The sequence below is a fragment of the Actibacterium pelagium genome (assembly GCF_002285415.1).
Taxonomy (GTDB): Bacteria; Pseudomonadota; Alphaproteobacteria; order Rhodobacterales; family Rhodobacteraceae; genus Actibacterium_B; species Actibacterium_B pelagium.
In genome coordinates this window covers 137,121-155,968 of the sequence record NZ_NSBU01000006.1, presented here as the reverse complement: position 1 = coordinate 155,968, position 18,848 = coordinate 137,121, and the positions used below count along the sequence as shown (strand labels likewise).

Below are 18,848 nucleotides of genomic sequence, written 5' to 3'. Positions count from 1 at the left end.
TGAAGGGCTTCGGACGCCCCAGACCATTGTCAGGATCCATTGACGTGCCAATCGATAGCTCTCTTCAACGCACAAAGCGCCCAAAGTCAGAAAAGCCACGGCTTTCGATCGGCTTCATTCTTGCTAAACGCTTTACGCTTTGTGCCTTTGCGAATTTTGTCGACGTCCTGCGCCTTGCTGCGGACGAAGGCGATCGAAGCCGACCGATCCTGTGCAAGTGGACCGTTCTCTCCGACACGATGAACCCGGTGCTATCCAGCAGCGGCATTTCGGTACAACCGAACGAGCGATTGGGCGACCCGACGCGGTTCGACTATATCGTCGTGGTGGGCGGCCTGATGGACGAAACACCCAAGCTTGGCCCGCTTTACCACAAGTTTCTCAATCAAGCCGCCGATAAGGGCGTCCCACTTATTGGTGTCTGCACGGGCGCTTTTCTTTTGCATGAAGCGGGCCTTCTAGAGGGGTATCGCTGCTGCGTCAGCTGGTTCCATCATCTGGATTTCTTGGAGCAGTTTGAAGGGCTTGATCCTGTCTCCGACCAGATCTTTGTCGTCGATCGTGACCGGTTAACCTGTTCTGGCGGCGCAAGCTCTGCGCATTTGGCGGCCTATCTGGTGGACAAGCATGTAGGCAGGTCGCAAGCCAGCAAGAGCCTGCACATCATGATTATCGACGAAGCCCTACAGGCCGAAAAGCCGCAGCCGGGCCAACCCATCAAGCTGAAGACGCGGGACCCGATTGTGCAACGTGCCCTGCTTTTGATGCAGCAGAACATAGACACACCCATTTCAGTTGATGACCTGTCTGACCGTATGGGCAACAGCAAGCGCCAGATCGAAAGACACTTCCGTCTCGCGCTCGATACGTCACCCAAGGCGGCTTATCTGGAGATGCGCCTAGATATCGCGCGGCATTTGATAACCACGACACAGAAATCCATTGCCCAGATCGCGATGGATTGCGGTTTCTGCGACTCTTCGCATTTTAGCCGTACCTTTCGGCGCAGATTTGGGGCCACGCCAAAGGTTCTGCGCCAATCGGCACCACTAGAAGCCTAGGCCATCAGGCAAGTTCTGCCGCGATTTCCTTGCATCCGGTCTCTAGCGTTTGCGCCAGATACGGGGCGAAACTGTTCCAGACATCCATCCGAAACTGGGTCGAGGCATCACGCCACAAAATCACTGTTACCCCATCAAATACGGTCCGTCTGGCCTCTCCGACCGGAATGGACTCAATGTCTCGCGGGCATCCGATTGACAGCAAGTCGGTCGCGTGGGTGCCTTCGATTTCAAACGTGACCTCCCGCGCGCTGACCTCGGTCAGGCTGTGCGGTTGTGCTTCATAAATGGCGTTCAGAGCATCGAAGATGCTTGCGACCTGATCCTGTGGCAGCATCAAGGTCCATTCATCGGGTCCAAGGCACAGCACTTCAAGTTCGCCAGACCTGACACAAGCACCGATCTTGCTTGGCATTTCCACGCCAAGCGCTGATCCAAAAACGCCCAGATCACCGCGCGTCCGCAGAGACAGCCGCCCCTTTGGCGCAGCCACCGAAACGCGTGCAGACTTTGTCTCGATGATCACACCAGCAGACAGGGTTGAGATTGAAACAGACATGTCAGACCCCCGATCCGATTTTCAGGCGATTGTTTTCAGGATCATAGAACACAGTGTCCGTGATCTTCGCGGCGATTGTCCGGTCGGGCATCGGGATGTAGACGGTATCCCCTACCTTGTCATGCCCACCCTCAACCAAGGCCAAGGCAATCGGACGCCCAGTTGTTCCGACGTCGTATGACGACGTGACGTGGCCGACCATTGTCATTGGAATGGGCTGGTTTTTGTCAAAGACGATCTGCGCGCCCTCTTCAAGCTTCGAATGATCCTCGGTCAAAAGGCCCACAAGATGTTTGCGCCCTTCCGCCACAAGATCAGGCCGAGCCAAACCGCGCATGCCTACGAAATCAGGCTTCTTCTTACCAACGGCCCAGCCCATGCCTGCGTCGTACGGGGTGACCGTTCCGTCGGTGTCCTGACCCACGATGATATAGCCTTTTTCGGCGCGAAGGACGTGCATGGTCTCGGTTCCATAGGCCGTGATGTCATACTGCTGCCCTGCGTCCCAAAGCGCTTCCCAAAGCTGTCGGCCATAGGGCGCAGGAACGTTCACCTCAAACCCGATCTCGCCTGTAAAGCTGACCCGGAACAAGCGCGCAGGAAGCCCGGCAACCGTGCATTCAATGCAGGACATATGCGGGAAGGCCTCTTCGGTCAGCTCGACCCCATCGACCAGTGGCTGCAAAAGCTTGGCGGCATTCGGACCGTTCAAAGCGATTGTCGACCATTGCTCGGAAGTCGAGGTCAGCCAGACATTCAATTCTGGCCATTCCGTCTGAAGGTAGTCCTCCATCATGTTCAGAACACGCGCCGCGCCCCCGGTCGTGGTCGTCACGTGAAAGCGGTCTTGGCTTAGGCGCCCGATAACGCCATCGTCGCGAATATAGCCGTCGTCCCCAAGTAGCAGACCATAGCGGCAGCGTCCCGGTGCGAGCTTGGTCCATGGGTTGGTGTACATCCGGTTCATGAATTCAACCGCATCCGGGCCAACCACTTCGATCTTACCAAGGGTCGAGGCGTCAAAGATGCCGACAGAGGCGCGGGTGGCAGCGCATTCGCGCCGTACCGCCGCATCCATGTCTTCCCCCGACTTTGGGAAGTACCAAGCCCTGCGCCATTGCCCGACGGGTTCGAATACCGCGCCGTTTTCTTCAGCCCAGGAATCGATTTGGGTTTTACGGACGACCTCGAAGTGATCACCTCGGTGATACCCCGCGAAGGCCCCAAATGTCGTCGGCGTATAGGGCGGACGGAACGTCGTCAGGCCAACCTCTGGCTGCTTTTTGCCAAGAGCATCAGCCGCGATATTCAGCCCGTTGATGTTCGACATCTTGCCCTGGTCGGTCGCCATCCCGGTCGTGGTGTAGCGTTTGACATGCTCGATAGAGCGCATCCCCTCGCGCACAGCAAGGCGCACATCCTTGGCGGTTACATCGTTCTGGAAATCGATGAAGGCCTTGGCTTTGCCGGGGTTCTGGTCGGTGGGAAGCTCTTTATGCGAAACGCCCGATCCGGCCCGGTCAACCTCGACCGAATAGTCCTGAACGTTGGCCTTTTTCCCAAGAGCAGCGACAACCGCGCGCCCCTTCTCGGCCCCGTCCATCAACGCAGCGGCGACCCCCCAAAGTCCACGGCTTGCCCCTGCAATCACGCAATCCTCTGGCGTTTCCTTGGGCAGAAAGGTCGTTCTGTCATCATCCCACGCCAAAGAGCCCTTGGTATGGGAAAACAGATGCAGCGAAGGGGTCCATCCACCAGACATCAGCACCGCATCGCAGGCGATGTTATACCCTGCGCCAACCGTCGCGCCAGAAACGGGATTTACCCGCAATGACTTCACCCTCAATCTGCCCGAAGTCCCGGTCGCGGTGTGGGAAAGCTTCACCGGTATTCCGCGGTCACGGGCTTCCTTTTGCAGTGCCTCGTTCACACTGTCGCGCGTGTCCACGATCGCTTGAACCTTTGCACCTGCGTCGTGCAGATCAAAGGCCGCATGCCAAGCGCTGTCGTGGCTGGTCAGGATCACGGGCTGTTTGCCAACCAGCACCCCATATCGGTTCAGATAGGTCTGCGCCGACCCCGCCAGCATCACGCCGGGACGGTCGTTTCCGTTGAACACCAAAGGCTTTTCCAACGCGCCCTGCGCCAGAACCACCTGCTTTGCGCGGACACGCCACATCCGTTCACGCGGGGTATCCTCCGGCAAAACGGCCAGATGATCGGTGACCTTTTCACACAGGCCAATCATGTTCTGATGGTAGTAGCCAATGGCCGTCGTGCGGGTCATGACTTTGACGCCCAGCTCTTGCAGGGCATCAAGCTCTCCGCTCAGCCAGTCCCATGCGCTTTGGCCGTTGATCTGTACCTGAGGTTCGGAAAGAAGACTGCCGCCAGCCTCGGGGTTTTCATCGACAACCACGACTTTCAGGCCATCCATGGCCGCCGCCCGCGCCGCTGCCAGCCCGGTCGGTCCTGCGCCAACGATCAGAAGGTCGCAATGCATGTTGCGCGAGGCATAGGTGTCAGGGTCTTCCTCTGTCGGGGACACACCCAATCCGGCCGCGGCGCGAATGAAAGGTTCATAAACCTTGTGCCAAAAGCTCTTCGGCCACATGAATGTCTTGTAATAGAAGCCAGCCGAAAACAGCATGTAGGCTGCATCGTTGACCGCGCCGATGTCGAACTTCAGGCTTGGGTATTTATTCTGCGAAGTGACTTGCAGACCATCCCAGATTTCCTGAACGGTCGCGCGGGTGTTGGGCTCGAACCGTCCGGGCCCGCGACGTGTTCCGATCAGCGCATTGGGTTCTTCCGAACCGGCGGCAACAGGTCCGCGTGGCCGATGATATTTGAAGGACCTGCCCATAAGGTGCACGCCATTCGCCAACAGGGCCGAAGCGACGGTATCGCCCTCTAGGCCTTTGTAGGTGCGTCCATCAAAGCTGAAGCTGACCGGCTTGGCCGTCGTTACCCGGCCTTTGCCCGCGACACGATAAAGGCTCATTCCCCGCCCTCCTTCAAATCGGACAGTTGCGGACGCGGGGCGCCCGCCTTGTATGTCGTCAGGAACTTGTCCGAAACCGTGTTTCGAACCGCGTTGAAGTACCGGCCACAGCCATGAAAATGCCGCCAGCGCTCAAAATGGTCGCCCTTCACGTTTTCACGGATGAACAAGAACTCTTCCCATTCCTGATCGGTCTGTGAAGACGGTTCAGGGTGGCGAATAACGTGCGCCTGACCTGCATAGGTGAATTCGGCCTCGGGCAGGGTTTCGTCGCAATACGGGCAATGGATCAAAAGCATCGAGGACCTCCCTAATGTGCCACGGCGGCCGCGGCGGCCTCGTCGATCAGGCGCCCGGTGCGGAACCGTTCCATCGTGAAGGGCGCATTGATCGGGTGGGGTTCGTTCTTGGCGATGGTCCACGCAAAGGTATGCGCCGACCCGGGCGTGGCTTTGAAACCGCCCGTGCCCCAACCGCAATTGACGTACAGCCCATCCACCGGCGTTTTGGAAATGATCGCAGATCGGTCAGGCGTCACATCAACGATCCCGCCCCATTTGCGCAGCATCCTCATACGGTTGAAGATGGGGAAAATCTCGGTGATGGCGGCAACGGTGTGTTCGATCAACGGCAGGCCGCCCCGCTGGCTATAACTGGTGTACTGGTCCGTGCCAGAGCCAATCACCAACTCCCCTTTGTCAGACTGGCTGATGTAGGCGTGGACCGCGTTGGACATTACAACGCACGGGAAGATCGGCTTTACCGGCTCGCTGACCAGCGCCTGAAGCGGATAGCTTTCCAGCGGAAGCCGCACGTCCGCGGTTTGCATCACGACCGAAGTGTGACCTGCCGCAGAGACACCAACCTTGTTCGCCTTGATAAACCCTTTGGCCGTCTCGACGCCGGCAACCGACCCGTCAGCATTGCGGCGTATCGCGGTGACAGGGCAATTCTGAATGATATCGACCCCGCGCATCGCCGCACCACGGGCATAGCCCCAAGCGACAGCATCGTGACGCGCCGTTCCCGCGCGCTCTTGCAACGCGCCGCCCATAACCGGGTAGCGGGCATTTTTGGAAATGCTCAGCGGGGGACAGTATTCTTTGCACTCTTCGGGCGTCAGCCATCGGTTATCGACGCCATTCAGACGATTGGCATGGATGTGCCGTTTGAAGCTTTGAACGTCATGGACGTTATGAGCCAGCATCAACACGCCCCGGCGAGAGTACATGACGTTATAGTTCAGGTCCTGGCTTAGATCCTCCCATAGATCGACAGCATGATCGTACAGCCGTGCGCTTTCGTCATAGAGATAGTTGGACCGAATAATCGTCGTGTTTCGGCCGGTATTGCCGCCACCAAGCCAGCCCTTGTCGATGACCGCAACATTCGTAATGCCGTGCTCTTTCGCAAGGTAATACGCAGCACCAAGCCCATGGCCGCCCGCCCCAACGATGATCACATCATAAGAGCTTTTGGGTTCAACTTCGGGCCACTGCTCGGTCCAGTTTTTGTTGCCAGATAAGGCATTCTTCAAAAGCGAGAAGGCATTAAAGCGTGTCATTGGAGGGTCCGACCAACTGAAAGGATGATCCGTATCCTACAGAGTTAGCCTTCAAAAATTCAGAACATTTGCGCCGTGAAATAGAAAAAACTCGACAACTACATTAGCGCGATCCAATCACGCTAGATCAGAGGCGGCAAAACCTGAGGTTTAGGAAAAGTCCTTCGTCCAGAATCAAAGCCACGGCGTCTATTTCTTTTGGCACGAAGGATACTCGCGACCTGCCTTTAGCCGATCATCAGCACCGCGTCTCCCACGTCAGCTGCCGGGCTTTTGCAGAATAGCCATCTCGGTTCTGGCGATACGGCGAATGATCTTGAAGATGTCATCCAGCGTTTCCGTCAACTCGATCTCACGCGTGTAGGTGTGCAAGCGTTTCGGTTCGTCTGCGCGAAGCCGTTCTATTTCGTGGCTCGCGATGCCTTCCACCAACTCCGAGAAATCGGCCTTCATCTTTCTAACGTCGGCGGCAACCTCGGGGTCTTGAGTTTCAAGCGAGAGGAGCACACCGTCGAGGCTTTCGACGACCTCTCGGTGAAGGCCTGCAATGACCCCCGCGGTGGTTGGGCTTATCACAACCTCTTCATCCAGTCGCTTGCGTGCTGACGTCACCATGCCGGTCGCTACAAGGTCGCCGATGTGTTCCATGTCATTAGCGATCTTCACCAGCCCGATCAGAAGATCGGATTCCTCTGCCGGCAAGCTCCGCAAACTTATCTGGCGCATGTAACCAACGATCTCCCGGTGCAGTAGGTCGACAGGCCTGTCCAACACTCTGAGTTCGTCAATTTCCAAAGGGCTTCCTGTTGTGACGGTGGGGATCGCCGTTGAAAGCAAGTTTCGCAGCAACTGGCCAAGATGCAGAATCTCCAGACGCACGGCATCGATGGCGATCGCGGGGACATCCAGAAATTTTGGATCAAGGTGTTTCGGGGCGAAGCCGGGTTCAGGCTTCTCCAGCCTCTCGGGCACCAGCCATTCGACGAACCTGTTGATCTGTTTCGTGAAGCCAATGAACAGGAACGCGTTCACAATGTTGAAGAAGGTGTGAACATTCGCGATCTGGCGCGGCAAGCTCACCTCCCCGGCCTCTGCTCCAATCGAAATATGTCGGGCGAACCCGGCCAGTTCTTCAACAAACCCGATCCAGATCAGGACGCCTGCAACGTTGAAGATCGTGTGTACCAAGGCCACACGAACGGCCTCTCTCCGTTTTCCGATCGCCGCCAGTAACGCGGTCACGCATGTCCCGATATTCGCACCTAAAGCCAGCGCCACCGCAGGCTCTAACCCGATCAGACCTTGCCCAGCCATGACGATAAGAATGCCGGTGGTTGCCGAAGAAGACTGGACCAAGGCGGTGAACCCCGCCCCGACCAGAGCGGCCAGAAACACGCTTTCCAAGGACAGCATGAAGTTCAGGAAGGGTTGAAAGTCACGCAGCGGCTTCATCGCGTCTGACATGATTGCCATCCCGAAGAACACCATGCCCACCCCAAGCAGGATGCGACCGTACTCGCGCGTCACCTTGTTCTTTGCAACGAAAGAAACAAAGAACCCGACTGATAGCACGGGCAACGCCAAGGCGGTCACCTTGAAGGCCAGAATCTGGGCCGTGATGGTCGTGCCGATATTCGCGCCCAGGATCACGGCCACGCTTTGTGCGCTTGTCATCAGGCCAGCCGACACGAACCCCACCAGAAGGACCGTCGTGATTGATGACGACTGGATGATCGCCGTAACAATTGCGCCTGCGGACATTCCCAGAAACCGGTTGCCCGTCATGCGCGCCAAGATCGACTTCATCGACGCGCCCGCCACTTGTTTCAGCGCGCGCGTCATGATGTCCATCCCAAAGAGAAACAGCGCAAGCCCACCAATGAGCCCGGTTGATAACTCCAGATGGTTCAGCTCTGTGATCATCTTTTCAGACGGGTTAGGGCAGCATGATGCCGCGGATCATGTAGAAGAACATCGCCGCAAGGCTGCCAGCAATCGGAACTGTGATGACCCAAGCTGCCGCGATGCGTAGCAAGAGGTTGCGTTTGACCAGTTCAACGCGATGGACGCGTCTTAGACCCCGGCGTTCACGCTTGGCAAGAATCCGTTGGCCTGAGGTCTGAGCTTTCAGTTCGCGCAGCATATAACCTTTTGTTTCCACATCCGCGGCTTCGAACTTCTCTAGGAAAGCATCCACTTCTTCGGGGTTGTTTTCAGTGTGGTGGTCGCGAATTTCCTGAAGTGTTTGCGCGTAGCTGGATTTGATGAACTCCCGCAGGAACCCAACACCAAACACCCCTCCAACAGCGATGTGGGTAGAACTGACCGGCAAGCCAAGCTGAGAGGCGACGATCACGGTAATGGCAGCGGCAAGCGCGATACAAAAGGCGCGCGTCTTGTCGAGCTCGGTGATCTCAGAACCCACTGTTCGGATCAGTTTAGGACCATAAAGCGCCAGCCCCAAGGAAATGCCGATAGCACCAACTGCCATGACCCAAAGCGGGATCGAAGCCTTGGCCGCTACGCCACCTGCGGTGATGGCTTCGTTGATACCGGCAAGTGGCCCAACAGCGTTGGCAACGTCATTGGCACCATGAGCAAAGCTAAGAAGAGCAGCGGCGAATATGAGCGGGATCGTGAACAGATCATTGACGCTGGATTTGTGATTTTCCATCGCCTTGGTCATCCGGGCCACATAGGGGCGCATGATCATGTAGGCCAGTACGGCCACGGCAAACCCAATAAGAAGCGCGGTCGGGAACCCAACTTTAATGAGCTTCTTAACCCCCTTCAGCATCAGATATGTACCGAAGGACATGGCCATGATCGCCACGAGCAAGGGAACCATCCTATTCGCGGCGGTCAGCACATCTTTCTTGTACGTGATGGAATGTTTGATCAAATACAGGAATCCTGCGGCGATCAAACCGCCAAGAACCGGCGAAATGACCCAGCTTGCGGCGATCAGACCGACCTGATTCCAATCGGCGATACCCCAGCCACTGGCCGCAATGCCGGCCCCCAGAACGCCACCGACAATAGAGTGCGTGGTCGAAACGGGCGCTCCGACAGCGGTTGCCACGTTCAGCCAGACCGCTGCTGCCAAAAGAGCGGCCGTCATAAGCCAGATGAACGTATCGCGATCGGCGATCAGATCCGGGTCGATGATCCCTTTCTTGATGGTGCCAACCACATCACCGCCAGCAATCAATGCACCACCGGCCTCGAAGAAGGCGGCGATGACGATGGCCCCGGTCAGTGTAATCGCCTGACTGCCAACCGCCGGACCAACATTGTTGGCCACATCATTCGCACCGATGTTCATCGCCATGTAGCCGCCAATCATTGCGGCGACGACCAGAAGAACCCCATCCGTTCCCCCATCGGTTCGAACGATGGTAAAAAGCATGATCGCGACAATGAAAATCAAAGCCGTTCCAAACCGGAACAATTCTGCTCGATTTACCTTAACCGCAGATTCAACACGATCTGTGTGAAGCATATTTCGACCCCCAAACATCTACGGCCTCAAAACCGCAGCGACCCTATCCTGTTGCCTTCCCTCCCAACCGCCATGATTTGAATCAAGGGCGGCTGTAACGGCGCTGTCCCAAACGCGTTGAAGCGCGACACCACAACGCAAACAATGCAGGCATCTTGCAAGAAATTTTTTGCCTTACCTTAGGTGATCGTCTTTCCATCGCGCTGTTTCTCGGCCGCGGCAACCTGAGCTTTGACCTTCAGGAAGCTGTCAGGAGTTACGGAAACCGTGTCGATTCCGGCATCCACCAGCACCCTTGCAAACTCTGGATAATTGGACGGAGCCTGCCCACATAGCCCGACTTTTCTTCCGCACTCATGCGCGGTCTTGATCACGGTCTGGATCATCCAGACGACCGCCGCGTGCCGTTCGTCGAAAATAGGGGCCAGCTTGTCGCTATCGCGGTCAATGCCAAGCGTCAGCTGCGTCAGGTCGTTGGACCCAATCGAGAAGCCGTCAAACCGTTTGGCAAATTCTTCCGCCAATATGACGTTCGAGGGCACCTCGCACATGACGTATATTTGCAGCCCGTTCTTTCCGCGCTCCAGCCCTTCGTCCTTCATGACTTCCAGAACTCGATCGGCCTCTTCCGGGGTACGACAGAACGGGATCATCAGACGAACATTGTCAAAGCCCAGCTCCTCTCGCAGCTTTCTGACTGCGCGGCACTCTAGTCGAAAACCATCCGAATAAGCCGGGTCATAGTACCGGGATGCGCCCCGCCAACCGATCATCGGGTTCTCTTCAAGTGGCTCAAACTGACGCCCGCCCAACAGATCAGCGTATTCGTTTGTTTTGAAATCACTCATCCGCAGGATCATCGGGTTCGGGTGCGCCACCGCTGCCAGACGCGACAGTCCTGTCGCAAGGCGATCAACGAAGAAGTCCGGCTTGCTGGAATACCCCCTTGTCAGTGTCTCGATCTCCTCCCGAACGCTTTCGTCCTGAATTTGATCGAAGTGTATCAGCGCCAATGGATGCACCCGGATGGTATTGGAAATCACGAATTCCATTCGGGCCAGACCGATCCCATCAGACGGCAACTGCCACCACCGAGAGGATGTCGCGGGGTTCGCAAGATTCAACATGACCTTGGTTTGCGTCTGGGGCACATGATCCAGATCCAGCTCTTCCACCGAGAACTCTGCGATACCGTCATAGACAAAGCCTTCGTCGCCCTCGGCACAGCAGACCGTCACCTCTTGTTGGTCATGCAAGACGTGGGTGGCATCACCACAGCCAACTATCGCGGGCACCCCAAGTTCGCGGCTGACGATCGCCGCGTGACTGGTCCGGCCGCCGTGATCTGTCACGATGGCAGAGGCCCGTTTCATTACTGGCACCCAATCTGGGTCCGTTGTCGAGGTCACCAGAACCGATCCATCGACGAAACGGTCGATGTCCGCGACGTCCTCGATCAAGCAAACCCGGCCTGTCGAAATCTGCTCTCCGACCGAAAGGCCCGTGGCGACAACGGGCCCGTGGTCCCCGACCTTGTAGCTTTTAAGCAGGCCAGTACTAAGGCGTGACTTCACCGTTTCGGGACGGGCCTGAACGATGAACAGCTCACCGGTTTTGCCATCCTTGGCCCACTCCATATCCATTGCCAGACCATAGTGCTTCTCGATCGTCGCAGCCTGACGGGCGAGATCCAGCACTTCGTCGTCGGTCAAAACGTATTGGCTGCGCTCTGATCGCGAGGTTGGGACGTTTCTGACCGGTTTGTCGTCGCCCTGCCCGGAATAGATCATCTTGATCTCTTTGGCGCCCAGCCGTTTTTCGATGATCGGGCACACGCCCTTACGGTCCAAGAAGGGTTTGTAGACCTGAAACTCGTCGGGCGTCACAGCCCCCTGAACGACGTTTTCGCCTAAGCCCCAAGCCGCGTTGATTAATACGACCTTGTCAAAGCCTGACTCTGTATCGATCGAGAACATCACGCCAGAGCCGCCGATATCCGAACGAACCATCTGCTGCACCCCAACCGAAAGGGCGACCTGCATGTGGTCGAACCCCTTCACGTTTCGATAGGTGATCGCCCGATCGGTAAACAGCGACGCATAGCACTTGCGGCACGCCGTCAGCAGGTCGTCTTCGCCAACAACATTCAGAAAGGTTTCCTGCTGACCCGCAAAACTGGCGTCAGGCAAGTCTTCGGCGGTCGCGCTGGACCTGACGGCAACAGAAAGATTTTGCTGACCAGCACGTTCGGAAAGCTCGCGGTAGGCATCCTTGATCGCGGCCTCGATTTCGTCAGGCCAGTCGCCACCAACAATTGCAGCCCTGATGCTTTGACCGGCTGTATGCAGGTCAATTTTCCCCGAGTCGAAGTCCGCGAGAGTGCTCTTGATAACCGCTTCCAGATTATTCTCGTCAATGAACCGACGAAACGCGCCCGAGGTGGTCGCGAAACCAATCGGCACCTTGATCCCAACGGAACCGAGTTGCTGAACCATCTCTCCAAGCGATGAATTCTTGCCGCCGACCAACGCGACATCCTCGCGCCGCAAATTCTCGAAGAATATGACGTCTTGCTTATCAGGCATGATCCAGAAGCCTCCTAAACTGGAATTTAACCCGTGTGATTATCTCCAAGATTTCACGAAGATCATTGATCCGGCTCAAAGACAGCAAACTTGTTGGATCACATGCTGTCCGCATTGAAAGGGAGGTTTGCAATGGACAAGAAACTTGCAGCTTTGGCCGAAGAACTTGAAGCAGCACTGGTGATTGATGACACGCTTTCCGAACGTGTTCTGGATACGATTGAGCATCTTGCACACAAGAAACTGGCAAAAAGTGACCTTGAGTCCACGGACATAATTCTGGACCTGATCCACTCGGAAAAACCCGGCTGGAACATCAGCATTCGCGGCAATGCTTCTAAACCGAACGGGCATTGGCGGTGTTCGCTAAGGAAATCGTCTATCCGCGACAACGACGAATACCTTGGGATCGCCCGCGGACCGACGCTTCCGCATGCTTTGCTCTCCTGCTGGCTCAAATCCTGTTCGTTCGAGGCGGGGTAACCAGCCCTCCCACTGCACTTTGTCTGAAGGGAGGGAGACATGCAGCGATACCCACAGAATAGCTCTTTATCCGAATTAATTCGGGGAACAGAAGCTGCCTTCATTGCGGGCCGCCAGCAAAAACAAGAAGACGTCGAAAGTGCGGTCGCCATCTTCCTTGAGATACTGCGAGGCTTCAAATTGTTCGAGGTAACGGCTCCATGTGTGACCGTTTTCGGCTCTTCTCGAATTGCGCCGGGTTCTCCGAATTATGAAATGGCCCGCGCTTTGGGCGCGAAACTTGCAGAGGCCGGGTTCGCGGTCATGACGGGCGGCGGGCCTGGATTGATGGAAGCCGCCAATCGCGGTGCCAAAGAGGCTGGGGGAACCAGTTTAGGGTGCAATATCGAGTTGGAGACCGAACAGGAACCCAATGAATATCTGGACCAGTTCATGGACTTTGATCACTTCTTTGTCCGCAAACTTATGTTGATCAAATACTCTTCTGCCTTTGTAGTCTTGCCCGGTGGTTTTGGAACTTTGGACGAAGCTTTCGAAATCGCGACTCTTATCCAGACACGAAAGCTGACGCGCTTTCCAGTGGTCGCAATGGGAACCGAGTTTTGGCAGCCCATTCAAAAGATGCTGGTTGAAACAATGGTCGAAGCAGGCCTGATCAACTTAGAAGACCTGAAAGTCGTGAAGCTTACGGATGATGTCGACGAGGCCGTCCAGTGGATATGCCAAGGGGCCAAGTGATCAGGCTGGTTTAGACTGAAGATTACGCTCTATCACGCGCCTCTCTGTCCTTCACCCCTGTCACTGGATTGATCAAGATCATTGCCACCAAGGCCGTGCTTGGCGCCCAATCAGGATAAGGAGGCCGAGAACTGGCAGTGCCGGGAGGTTCATCCAATGCTGCGTTGGTTTGTAAATACAGTCCACGATCAACCTGAACTGGTCCGGATTGCGATTGTCGCCGTGATGGGCACAGCACTCTCTTGGGTGACCTATGAGATTGTGTATTTCCTGAACCCGTTCTCTCCTCGGGCGCCCCTGAGCTGGGGCATGGCATTTACCATCGGAATATTCCGCCAGCACCATCTGCACCGGACGTTGTCGTTTCCAAAAGCGCGCCTGTCCTATCTGTCTTCTCTGCAGCGGGAAATAGCGGCCAGCGTCTTGATACTTCTGATCGGGGTCATCCTGAACTATTCGCTGACGCAAGTCTTTGACCTTCAGCACCGCGTCGCATGGGGGCTCTGCCTCGTGACTGTGTCAGGCATAGAATACGCACTCATGAAGCTTTTCGTTTTCAGCGGCCGCCGCGAAGGAGACAGCTTGTGAAAGGTCGCCAATATACCGACTGGACTGGGCTGGCTCGGCTCTATGCTCGGGCGCGAACTCGGCGTATTGAGGGGACACTAGCAGAGGTCGCGCAACGTGATCTTCTTCGGAAACTTCTGGCCAAAGCGTCAAAGACCAAGTTTGGAAAAGCGCATAACTTCGACGAGATAGAGGATATCGAAGACTTTCAGCGGAATGTGCCAATCCGTGGCTATGACCAATTCTGGCAGGAATGGTGGCAGCCTGATTTTCCCGAACTGGTCGATGTGTGCTGGCCGGGAAAAATTCCATTTTTCACCATGACCTCCGGTACAACATCGGGACGCTCAAAATACATCCCTTACACCAACCATATGCGCCGAGCAGCCGTGCGTGGCTTCCTGGACCTTCTCTGTTTTCACCTCAAAAGTCGTCCCCATAGCCGTCTTCTGGGTGGTGCTGTCCTTGCCCTTACCGGACCTGTCGCGCTTGAGAACCGCGCGAAAGGGGCGGCGTTGGCCGCGGTAAGTGCTGTGACTGCAGCAGCAGTGCCCAACTGGCTTCAACACCGCGTCCTACCGCCCAGTGAATTGGCAAATGTGGAAGATTGGCAGGAAAAGATCGCGCGCCTGTCGCCTATTGCACTTACTGACGATGTACGTTGCCTTGGGGGATCACCCAACTGGCTGCTAATCTTCCTTGCAGAGGTCGCTAAACACAGCAGTTCTCCGGATGCGCAATTGAAGGATTGGTTTCCCAATTTGGAACTGATCATTCATGGCGGCGTCAATTTCGCCCCATACAGAGACGAGTTCGCGGCATTGCTCAAAGGCAGCCATGCTGAAACCCGCGAGATGTATTCTGCGTCCGAGGGCGTTTTCGCTTATGCCGACCGGGGCGATGGCGAAGGCCTAAGACTGCACCTTGATGGTAGCGTTTTCTTCGAGTTCGTAGATCCCGCTCAGCTACAACATTCTTCTCCAGACAGGCGATGGATCGAGACTGTCGAGGCGAACAAGGATTACGCGTTAGTCATCACCTCAGCTGCGGGGCTTTGGTCGTATGTCGTGGGGGATGTCGTTCGCTTTGTTGAATTGGACCCACCGCGTCTTATCGTTGTCGGTCGCGTCCAACAGGGGCTTTCGACCTTTGGGGAACACCTGATCGAAACAGAAATAACCGAGGCCATTAGCGCTGCCGCCCACGATCAGAACACGACGATACTGGACTACTCTGTGGGCACCTTGCGAGATGAGACCGGAGGCTATCACCTGTATCTTGTCGAGCCCATGCAAGGCGTTGAAGGATTCTCGGCTGTAGAGTTCGCGAAACGCGTAGACCGCAGACTTTCCGAACTGAATGAAGACTATGAAGAACTTCGCCGCAACCAAGCCATAGGCGCGCCACAAGCCAAGATGGTTAAACCCGGTGGATTTGCGCGCTGGATGAAACTGCGGCGCGGCCTTGGCGGTCAGAATAAAATTCCGCGCATCGTCACCGATACCGAGCTTTTCAGAGATATCAGAGACATCGTTTTGGACCCGAAAGGAGAGACTGATGACCCTTAAAACCCTTTGGTCCGACGCGGATACCGGGAAAGCTGTCACTTGCCACACTGCACCGTCCGAACAAACGGTCGCCATTCTGGACCAGACGATCTGGGGCAGCAGGGCGACCCGCTATCGCATTCTAGGTGTGTCCAAGAAACTCGCCCGCCTAAGGGATCCTCGCTACTTTGTTCTTTCCGAGAAAGGTCGAGAGCTTTGCGTTTTCGTTCTGGATTATTGCCACAAGAACCTGATGGGCCAAAGTTGTGGGGCGTGGCACTTCGTGATGGCCTCAACCGTGACAGACCGTCAAAACGAAGGATTGGCCGGAATACTGATTGAACATATTCGTGACTACTGTCTTGAAACCGTTGGAAGCCCCGGCTTTGGCTTTGCCTATGTCGAAGAAAGTACCGTCTTCTCTTTGAAACTGTCTGAACAGATTGGTTACGCCGTTGATGCCGAAATCCCACTAACCCTTTTCTCGCGCCTCTTTCCGCGGCCCGACCGCGAGGTTTCTGCGTTACGTGAAGACGAACTTGAAGCCGTGACAGGTCAGCTTCAAACCCTTTATCAGGACCACGAACTGGATGACTTCCGCGCAACGCTTAAGCCGGAAGAGTTCATGTGCATTCGGGATGAAAACGGTGTCGTCGCCGGCGCGCAGGCAGAGTTGCTAAATTGGTCGGTCCAATCCATGCCCGGTTTAACAGGCGTCCTTCTGCTAAAGGTGCTGCCTCACGTGCCCGGGTTAAACCGGTTTTTGAACCTTCGTAATCTGCGAATTGTTCGGTTTGGAAACATTTTGATGCCCGAGGGCGCGGAAGCCGCGTTCTTTGAAGTACTAGAGACGGCGCTGGCAAAGCACGACGCGAAGGTTGGCCTGATCATGTTGGACGCCCGCAGCCCCATGCTGACGCGACTGCGCGAGAAAGGGCAACTAGGGGTTTTGTCTGGCGCATTAAAGGGATCAGCCAAGCTTCATATTGATGTCGTGGGGATGGACGACGCGATGCTGGAACGCCTTTCCAAACAGCCGCTGCTCGTCAGCGCCGGCGACGTGTTCTAAGATCTAAGGCGTTCCGTGAACAAGCATCCGACCCACGGCACTTGGCGCAAGCTTGAACACAAGCGCGATGACCTTGTTCACCAGGCCCGGAATGCAAACCGCTTTGTTACGCTCAACCGCGATGACTGCGGCCTCAGCGACATCTTCTGCCTTACTCCACGTCCAATGCGGCATGGCCACGGATTCGACCGTTCCACCAGCTGCATTCTGAAAGTTGGTTTCTGTAAACCCCGGACAAAGCGCCGTGACATGAATGTGGTCAGGCTTCAGCTCTTCTCGCATCGCTAACGAGAATTGATACAGGAACGATTTGACCGGGTAATAAAGCGTCCCGCCAGCATGCGGTGGAAGGATCGCTGACAGGGAAGACACGTTTATGATCATGCCCCCGCCGCTTTTGACGATCTCGGGAGCAAATAACTGGGTTAAGTGAACCGGCGCCACTGCCATCACCTCAAGACAGGTGCGGTGCCGCTGCCACTCGACTTCGCTCAGCAGGCCCGGGACACCGAAGCCCGCATTATTGACCAGACCGCCGATTTTGAGGCCTCTTTTGAGTGTTTCCTGTAAAAGTGCATCGGGGGTTTCAGGGTCGGAAAGGTCTGCGGGGATCACTTCGGCCTTTATTCCGTAATCCTTAGACAGTTTTTGCGCCACATCTGCCAAAGGGCCTTCCCGTCTGGCGATAAGCACAAGGTTATGCGCACGTTTGGCCAAGGCTTCGGCGATGGCGTAGCCAATCCCAGAAGACGCACCCGTGACGATCACAAAGGGGGTGGGTTCACCTGCCATCTGCTATGCGTCCTGCTCGCGTACTTCGGCCAAACATTTCAGCAAGTAGTCGATCTGCTCTCTTTCATGCTGGCAGGTCATCACAAAGCGAATGCGCGCCATACCCGGAGCGACGGCAGGATACCGGGCATGTGGGGCAACGATGCCGCGATGGCGCAGCATTTTTGTCACCTCAGCGGCCTTTAGTTCGTTGCCGATCAGGGCGGGCACGATGTGAGCCTCGCTTCCAAGGGTGTCATAACCAAGGGATTCAACTTCGCGACGGAAATAGAAGGCATTTTCCATCGCTTTTTCTCTGCGCCAGGGTTCTTTCTCTGCGACATCGATTGCCTCGGCCACACCTGCGGCGATCGACGGCGGTAACGGCGCGGAAAAGATATAACTGCGCGCTGAAATCCTCAGAAAATCAATCAGATCACGGTCACCAGCGACATAACCACCAACCCCGCCAAAGGCTTTGGTAAATGTGCCCATCTGCAAATCAACGTCCGAGGTTGAAACGCCCAAGTGTTCCAGACTGCCTCGACCATTTTCGCCAAGCATGCCGACCCCGTGGGCATCGTCAATCATCAGCATCGCGTTGTGCTTTTTCGCCAAGCGCGCAATCTCTGGGATCGGGGCAATGTCCCCGTCCATACTGAACACACCATCGCTGACAACGAACTTCGATGGTTTATCAGAGGCCTCCAATTGCTTTTTCAGCCTAGCGGTATCTTTGTGTGGAAACTTGCTGACATCAGCTCTGGCAAGGCGAACCCCGTCCACCAAACTGGCGTGGTTCAATTGCTCGCTGAACACCTCCCAGCTTGATCCCTCGGACTCTGGCGGAACCAAATCGGACTTACCCAGCAAGGATGCCGCAATCGCTTGCAGCAAATCCACCATGATTAAAGCCGGTACCGTCCCGACATTCGCCATATAGCCTGTGGTGTAGCAGATCGCATCCTCTCGCCCCAGATGTTCGGCGATCCGAAGCTCCAAAGCGCGATGCACGTCGATATTCGCAGCCATCTGGCGGGATCCACCAGACCCCAATCCGTAGCGATCTAAAGCTTTTGCAGCCGCTTCTTTGACGTCCGGATGGTTGGACAGGCCAAGCAGGTTGTTAGAGCAGAATAACAGATGGTCCCGGCCGTCCACCCAAATGACCGGTTCAGTGGTCGCACTGTTAACAATCGGGTTTACTGGATACAGGTCTGAGGCCTTGATCATCTGAACCAGAGTCTTGATCCGATCGGCAGGTGATTGAACTTTTTCGGTCATCTCTCCCCCATTTTTGCAAGCAGCAATTGGACAATCGTAGTCTGGGTTGCCCAAAATCGATTTGATTTGAATCATGGAAGTTCCGTAGGGGAATGCGCCAAAATAAGGAACTTT

General features: G+C 55.8%; 15 protein-coding genes. 6 read left to right on the top strand and 9 right to left on the bottom strand.

All coding sequences use genetic code 11. The features are described from left to right. Positions 1 to 44: 44 nt before the first annotated feature. A complete protein-coding gene (locus CLM58_RS07625) occupies positions 45 to 1,061 on the top strand; it encodes a GlxA family transcriptional regulator (RefSeq protein ID WP_229666228.1) in 1,017 nt (338 codons plus the stop codon). Between the two features lie 4 nt (positions 1,062 to 1,065). Here the strand turns inward: CLM58_RS07625 and CLM58_RS07620 are convergent, their stop codons facing one another. The 7 genes from CLM58_RS07620 to ppsA all read right to left on the bottom strand — a co-directional run bounded on the left by CLM58_RS07620 (position 1,066) and on the right by ppsA (position 12,275). Continuing rightward, a complete protein-coding gene (locus CLM58_RS07620) occupies positions 1,066 to 1,620 on the bottom strand; it encodes a sarcosine oxidase subunit gamma (protein ID WP_095595346.1) in 555 nt (184 codons plus the stop codon). Between the two features lies 1 nt (position 1,621). Then, entirely contained in the window at positions 1,622 to 4,624 is a 3,003-nt protein-coding gene (locus CLM58_RS07615) for a sarcosine oxidase subunit alpha (RefSeq protein ID WP_095595345.1), read from the bottom strand. After that, positions 4,621 to 4,923 (bottom strand): sarcosine oxidase subunit delta, encoded by a 303-nt coding sequence (locus tag CLM58_RS07610; protein WP_095595344.1) that lies wholly within the window; start codon positions 4,921 to 4,923, stop codon positions 4,621 to 4,623. Before CLM58_RS07610 ends, CLM58_RS07615 begins: the two co-directional genes overlap by 4 nt. An 11-nt stretch (positions 4,924 to 4,934) precedes the next feature. After that, a complete protein-coding gene (locus tag CLM58_RS07605; protein ID WP_095595343.1) occupies positions 4,935 to 6,188 on the bottom strand; it encodes a sarcosine oxidase subunit beta family protein in 1,254 nt (417 codons plus the stop codon). A gap of 258 nt (positions 6,189 to 6,446) precedes the next feature. After that, entirely contained in the window at positions 6,447 to 8,111 is a 1,665-nt protein-coding gene (locus tag CLM58_RS07600; RefSeq protein WP_095595342.1) for a Na/Pi cotransporter family protein, read from the bottom strand. 13 nt (positions 8,112 to 8,124) lie between these two features. Beyond that, entirely contained in the window at positions 8,125 to 9,690 is a 1,566-nt protein-coding gene (locus tag CLM58_RS07595) for an inorganic phosphate transporter (RefSeq protein WP_095595341.1), read from the bottom strand. 179 nt (positions 9,691 to 9,869) lie between these two features. Beyond that, entirely contained in the window at positions 9,870 to 12,275 is a 2,406-nt protein-coding gene (gene ppsA, locus CLM58_RS07590) for a phosphoenolpyruvate synthase (RefSeq protein WP_095595340.1), read from the bottom strand. A 132-nt stretch (positions 12,276 to 12,407) separates the two neighbouring features. On the opposite strand from ppsA, the gene CLM58_RS07585 reads away from it, so the two are divergent. The 5 genes from CLM58_RS07585 to CLM58_RS07565 all read left to right on the top strand — a co-directional run bounded on the left by CLM58_RS07585 (position 12,408) and on the right by CLM58_RS07565 (position 16,679). Continuing rightward, entirely contained in the window at positions 12,408 to 12,758 is a 351-nt protein-coding gene (locus CLM58_RS07585; protein WP_095595339.1) for a hypothetical protein, read from the top strand. A 39-nt stretch (positions 12,759 to 12,797) separates the two neighbouring features. Further along, positions 12,798 to 13,496 carry an LOG family protein gene (locus tag CLM58_RS07580; protein ID WP_095595338.1) on the top strand — a complete coding sequence of 233 codons (699 nt, stop codon included), beginning with the start codon at positions 12,798 to 12,800 and terminating at the stop codon, positions 13,494 to 13,496. A 156-nt stretch (positions 13,497 to 13,652) separates the two neighbouring features. Then, a complete protein-coding gene (locus tag CLM58_RS07575; protein WP_143226540.1) occupies positions 13,653 to 14,084 on the top strand; it encodes a GtrA family protein in 432 nt (143 codons plus the stop codon). Further along, positions 14,081 to 15,631: a GH3 family domain-containing protein gene (locus tag CLM58_RS07570; RefSeq protein ID WP_158221873.1), complete on the top strand. Its 1,551-nt coding sequence runs from the start codon at positions 14,081 to 14,083 to the stop codon at positions 15,629 to 15,631. The genes CLM58_RS07575 and CLM58_RS07570 overlap by 4 nt, the downstream gene beginning before the upstream one ends. Beyond that, positions 15,621 to 16,679: a hypothetical protein gene (locus tag CLM58_RS07565; RefSeq protein ID WP_095595335.1), complete on the top strand. Its 1,059-nt coding sequence runs from the start codon at positions 15,621 to 15,623 to the stop codon at positions 16,677 to 16,679. The genes CLM58_RS07570 and CLM58_RS07565 overlap by 11 nt, the downstream gene beginning before the upstream one ends. 3 nt (positions 16,680 to 16,682) lie before the next feature. Here CLM58_RS07565 and CLM58_RS07560 read toward each other — a convergent pair whose 3' ends face one another. Together CLM58_RS07560 and CLM58_RS07555 are read right to left on the bottom strand one after the other, a co-directional pair. Continuing rightward, complete coding sequence (locus tag CLM58_RS07560; protein ID WP_095595334.1) at positions 16,683 to 17,471, bottom strand: SDR family NAD(P)-dependent oxidoreductase; 789 nt, start codon at positions 17,469 to 17,471, stop codon at positions 16,683 to 16,685. A 3-nt stretch (positions 17,472 to 17,474) separates the two neighbouring features. Continuing rightward, entirely contained in the window at positions 17,475 to 18,734 is a 1,260-nt protein-coding gene (locus CLM58_RS07555) for an aminotransferase class I/II-fold pyridoxal phosphate-dependent enzyme (protein ID WP_158221872.1), read from the bottom strand. Between the last annotated feature and the right edge of the window lie 114 nt (positions 18,735 to 18,848).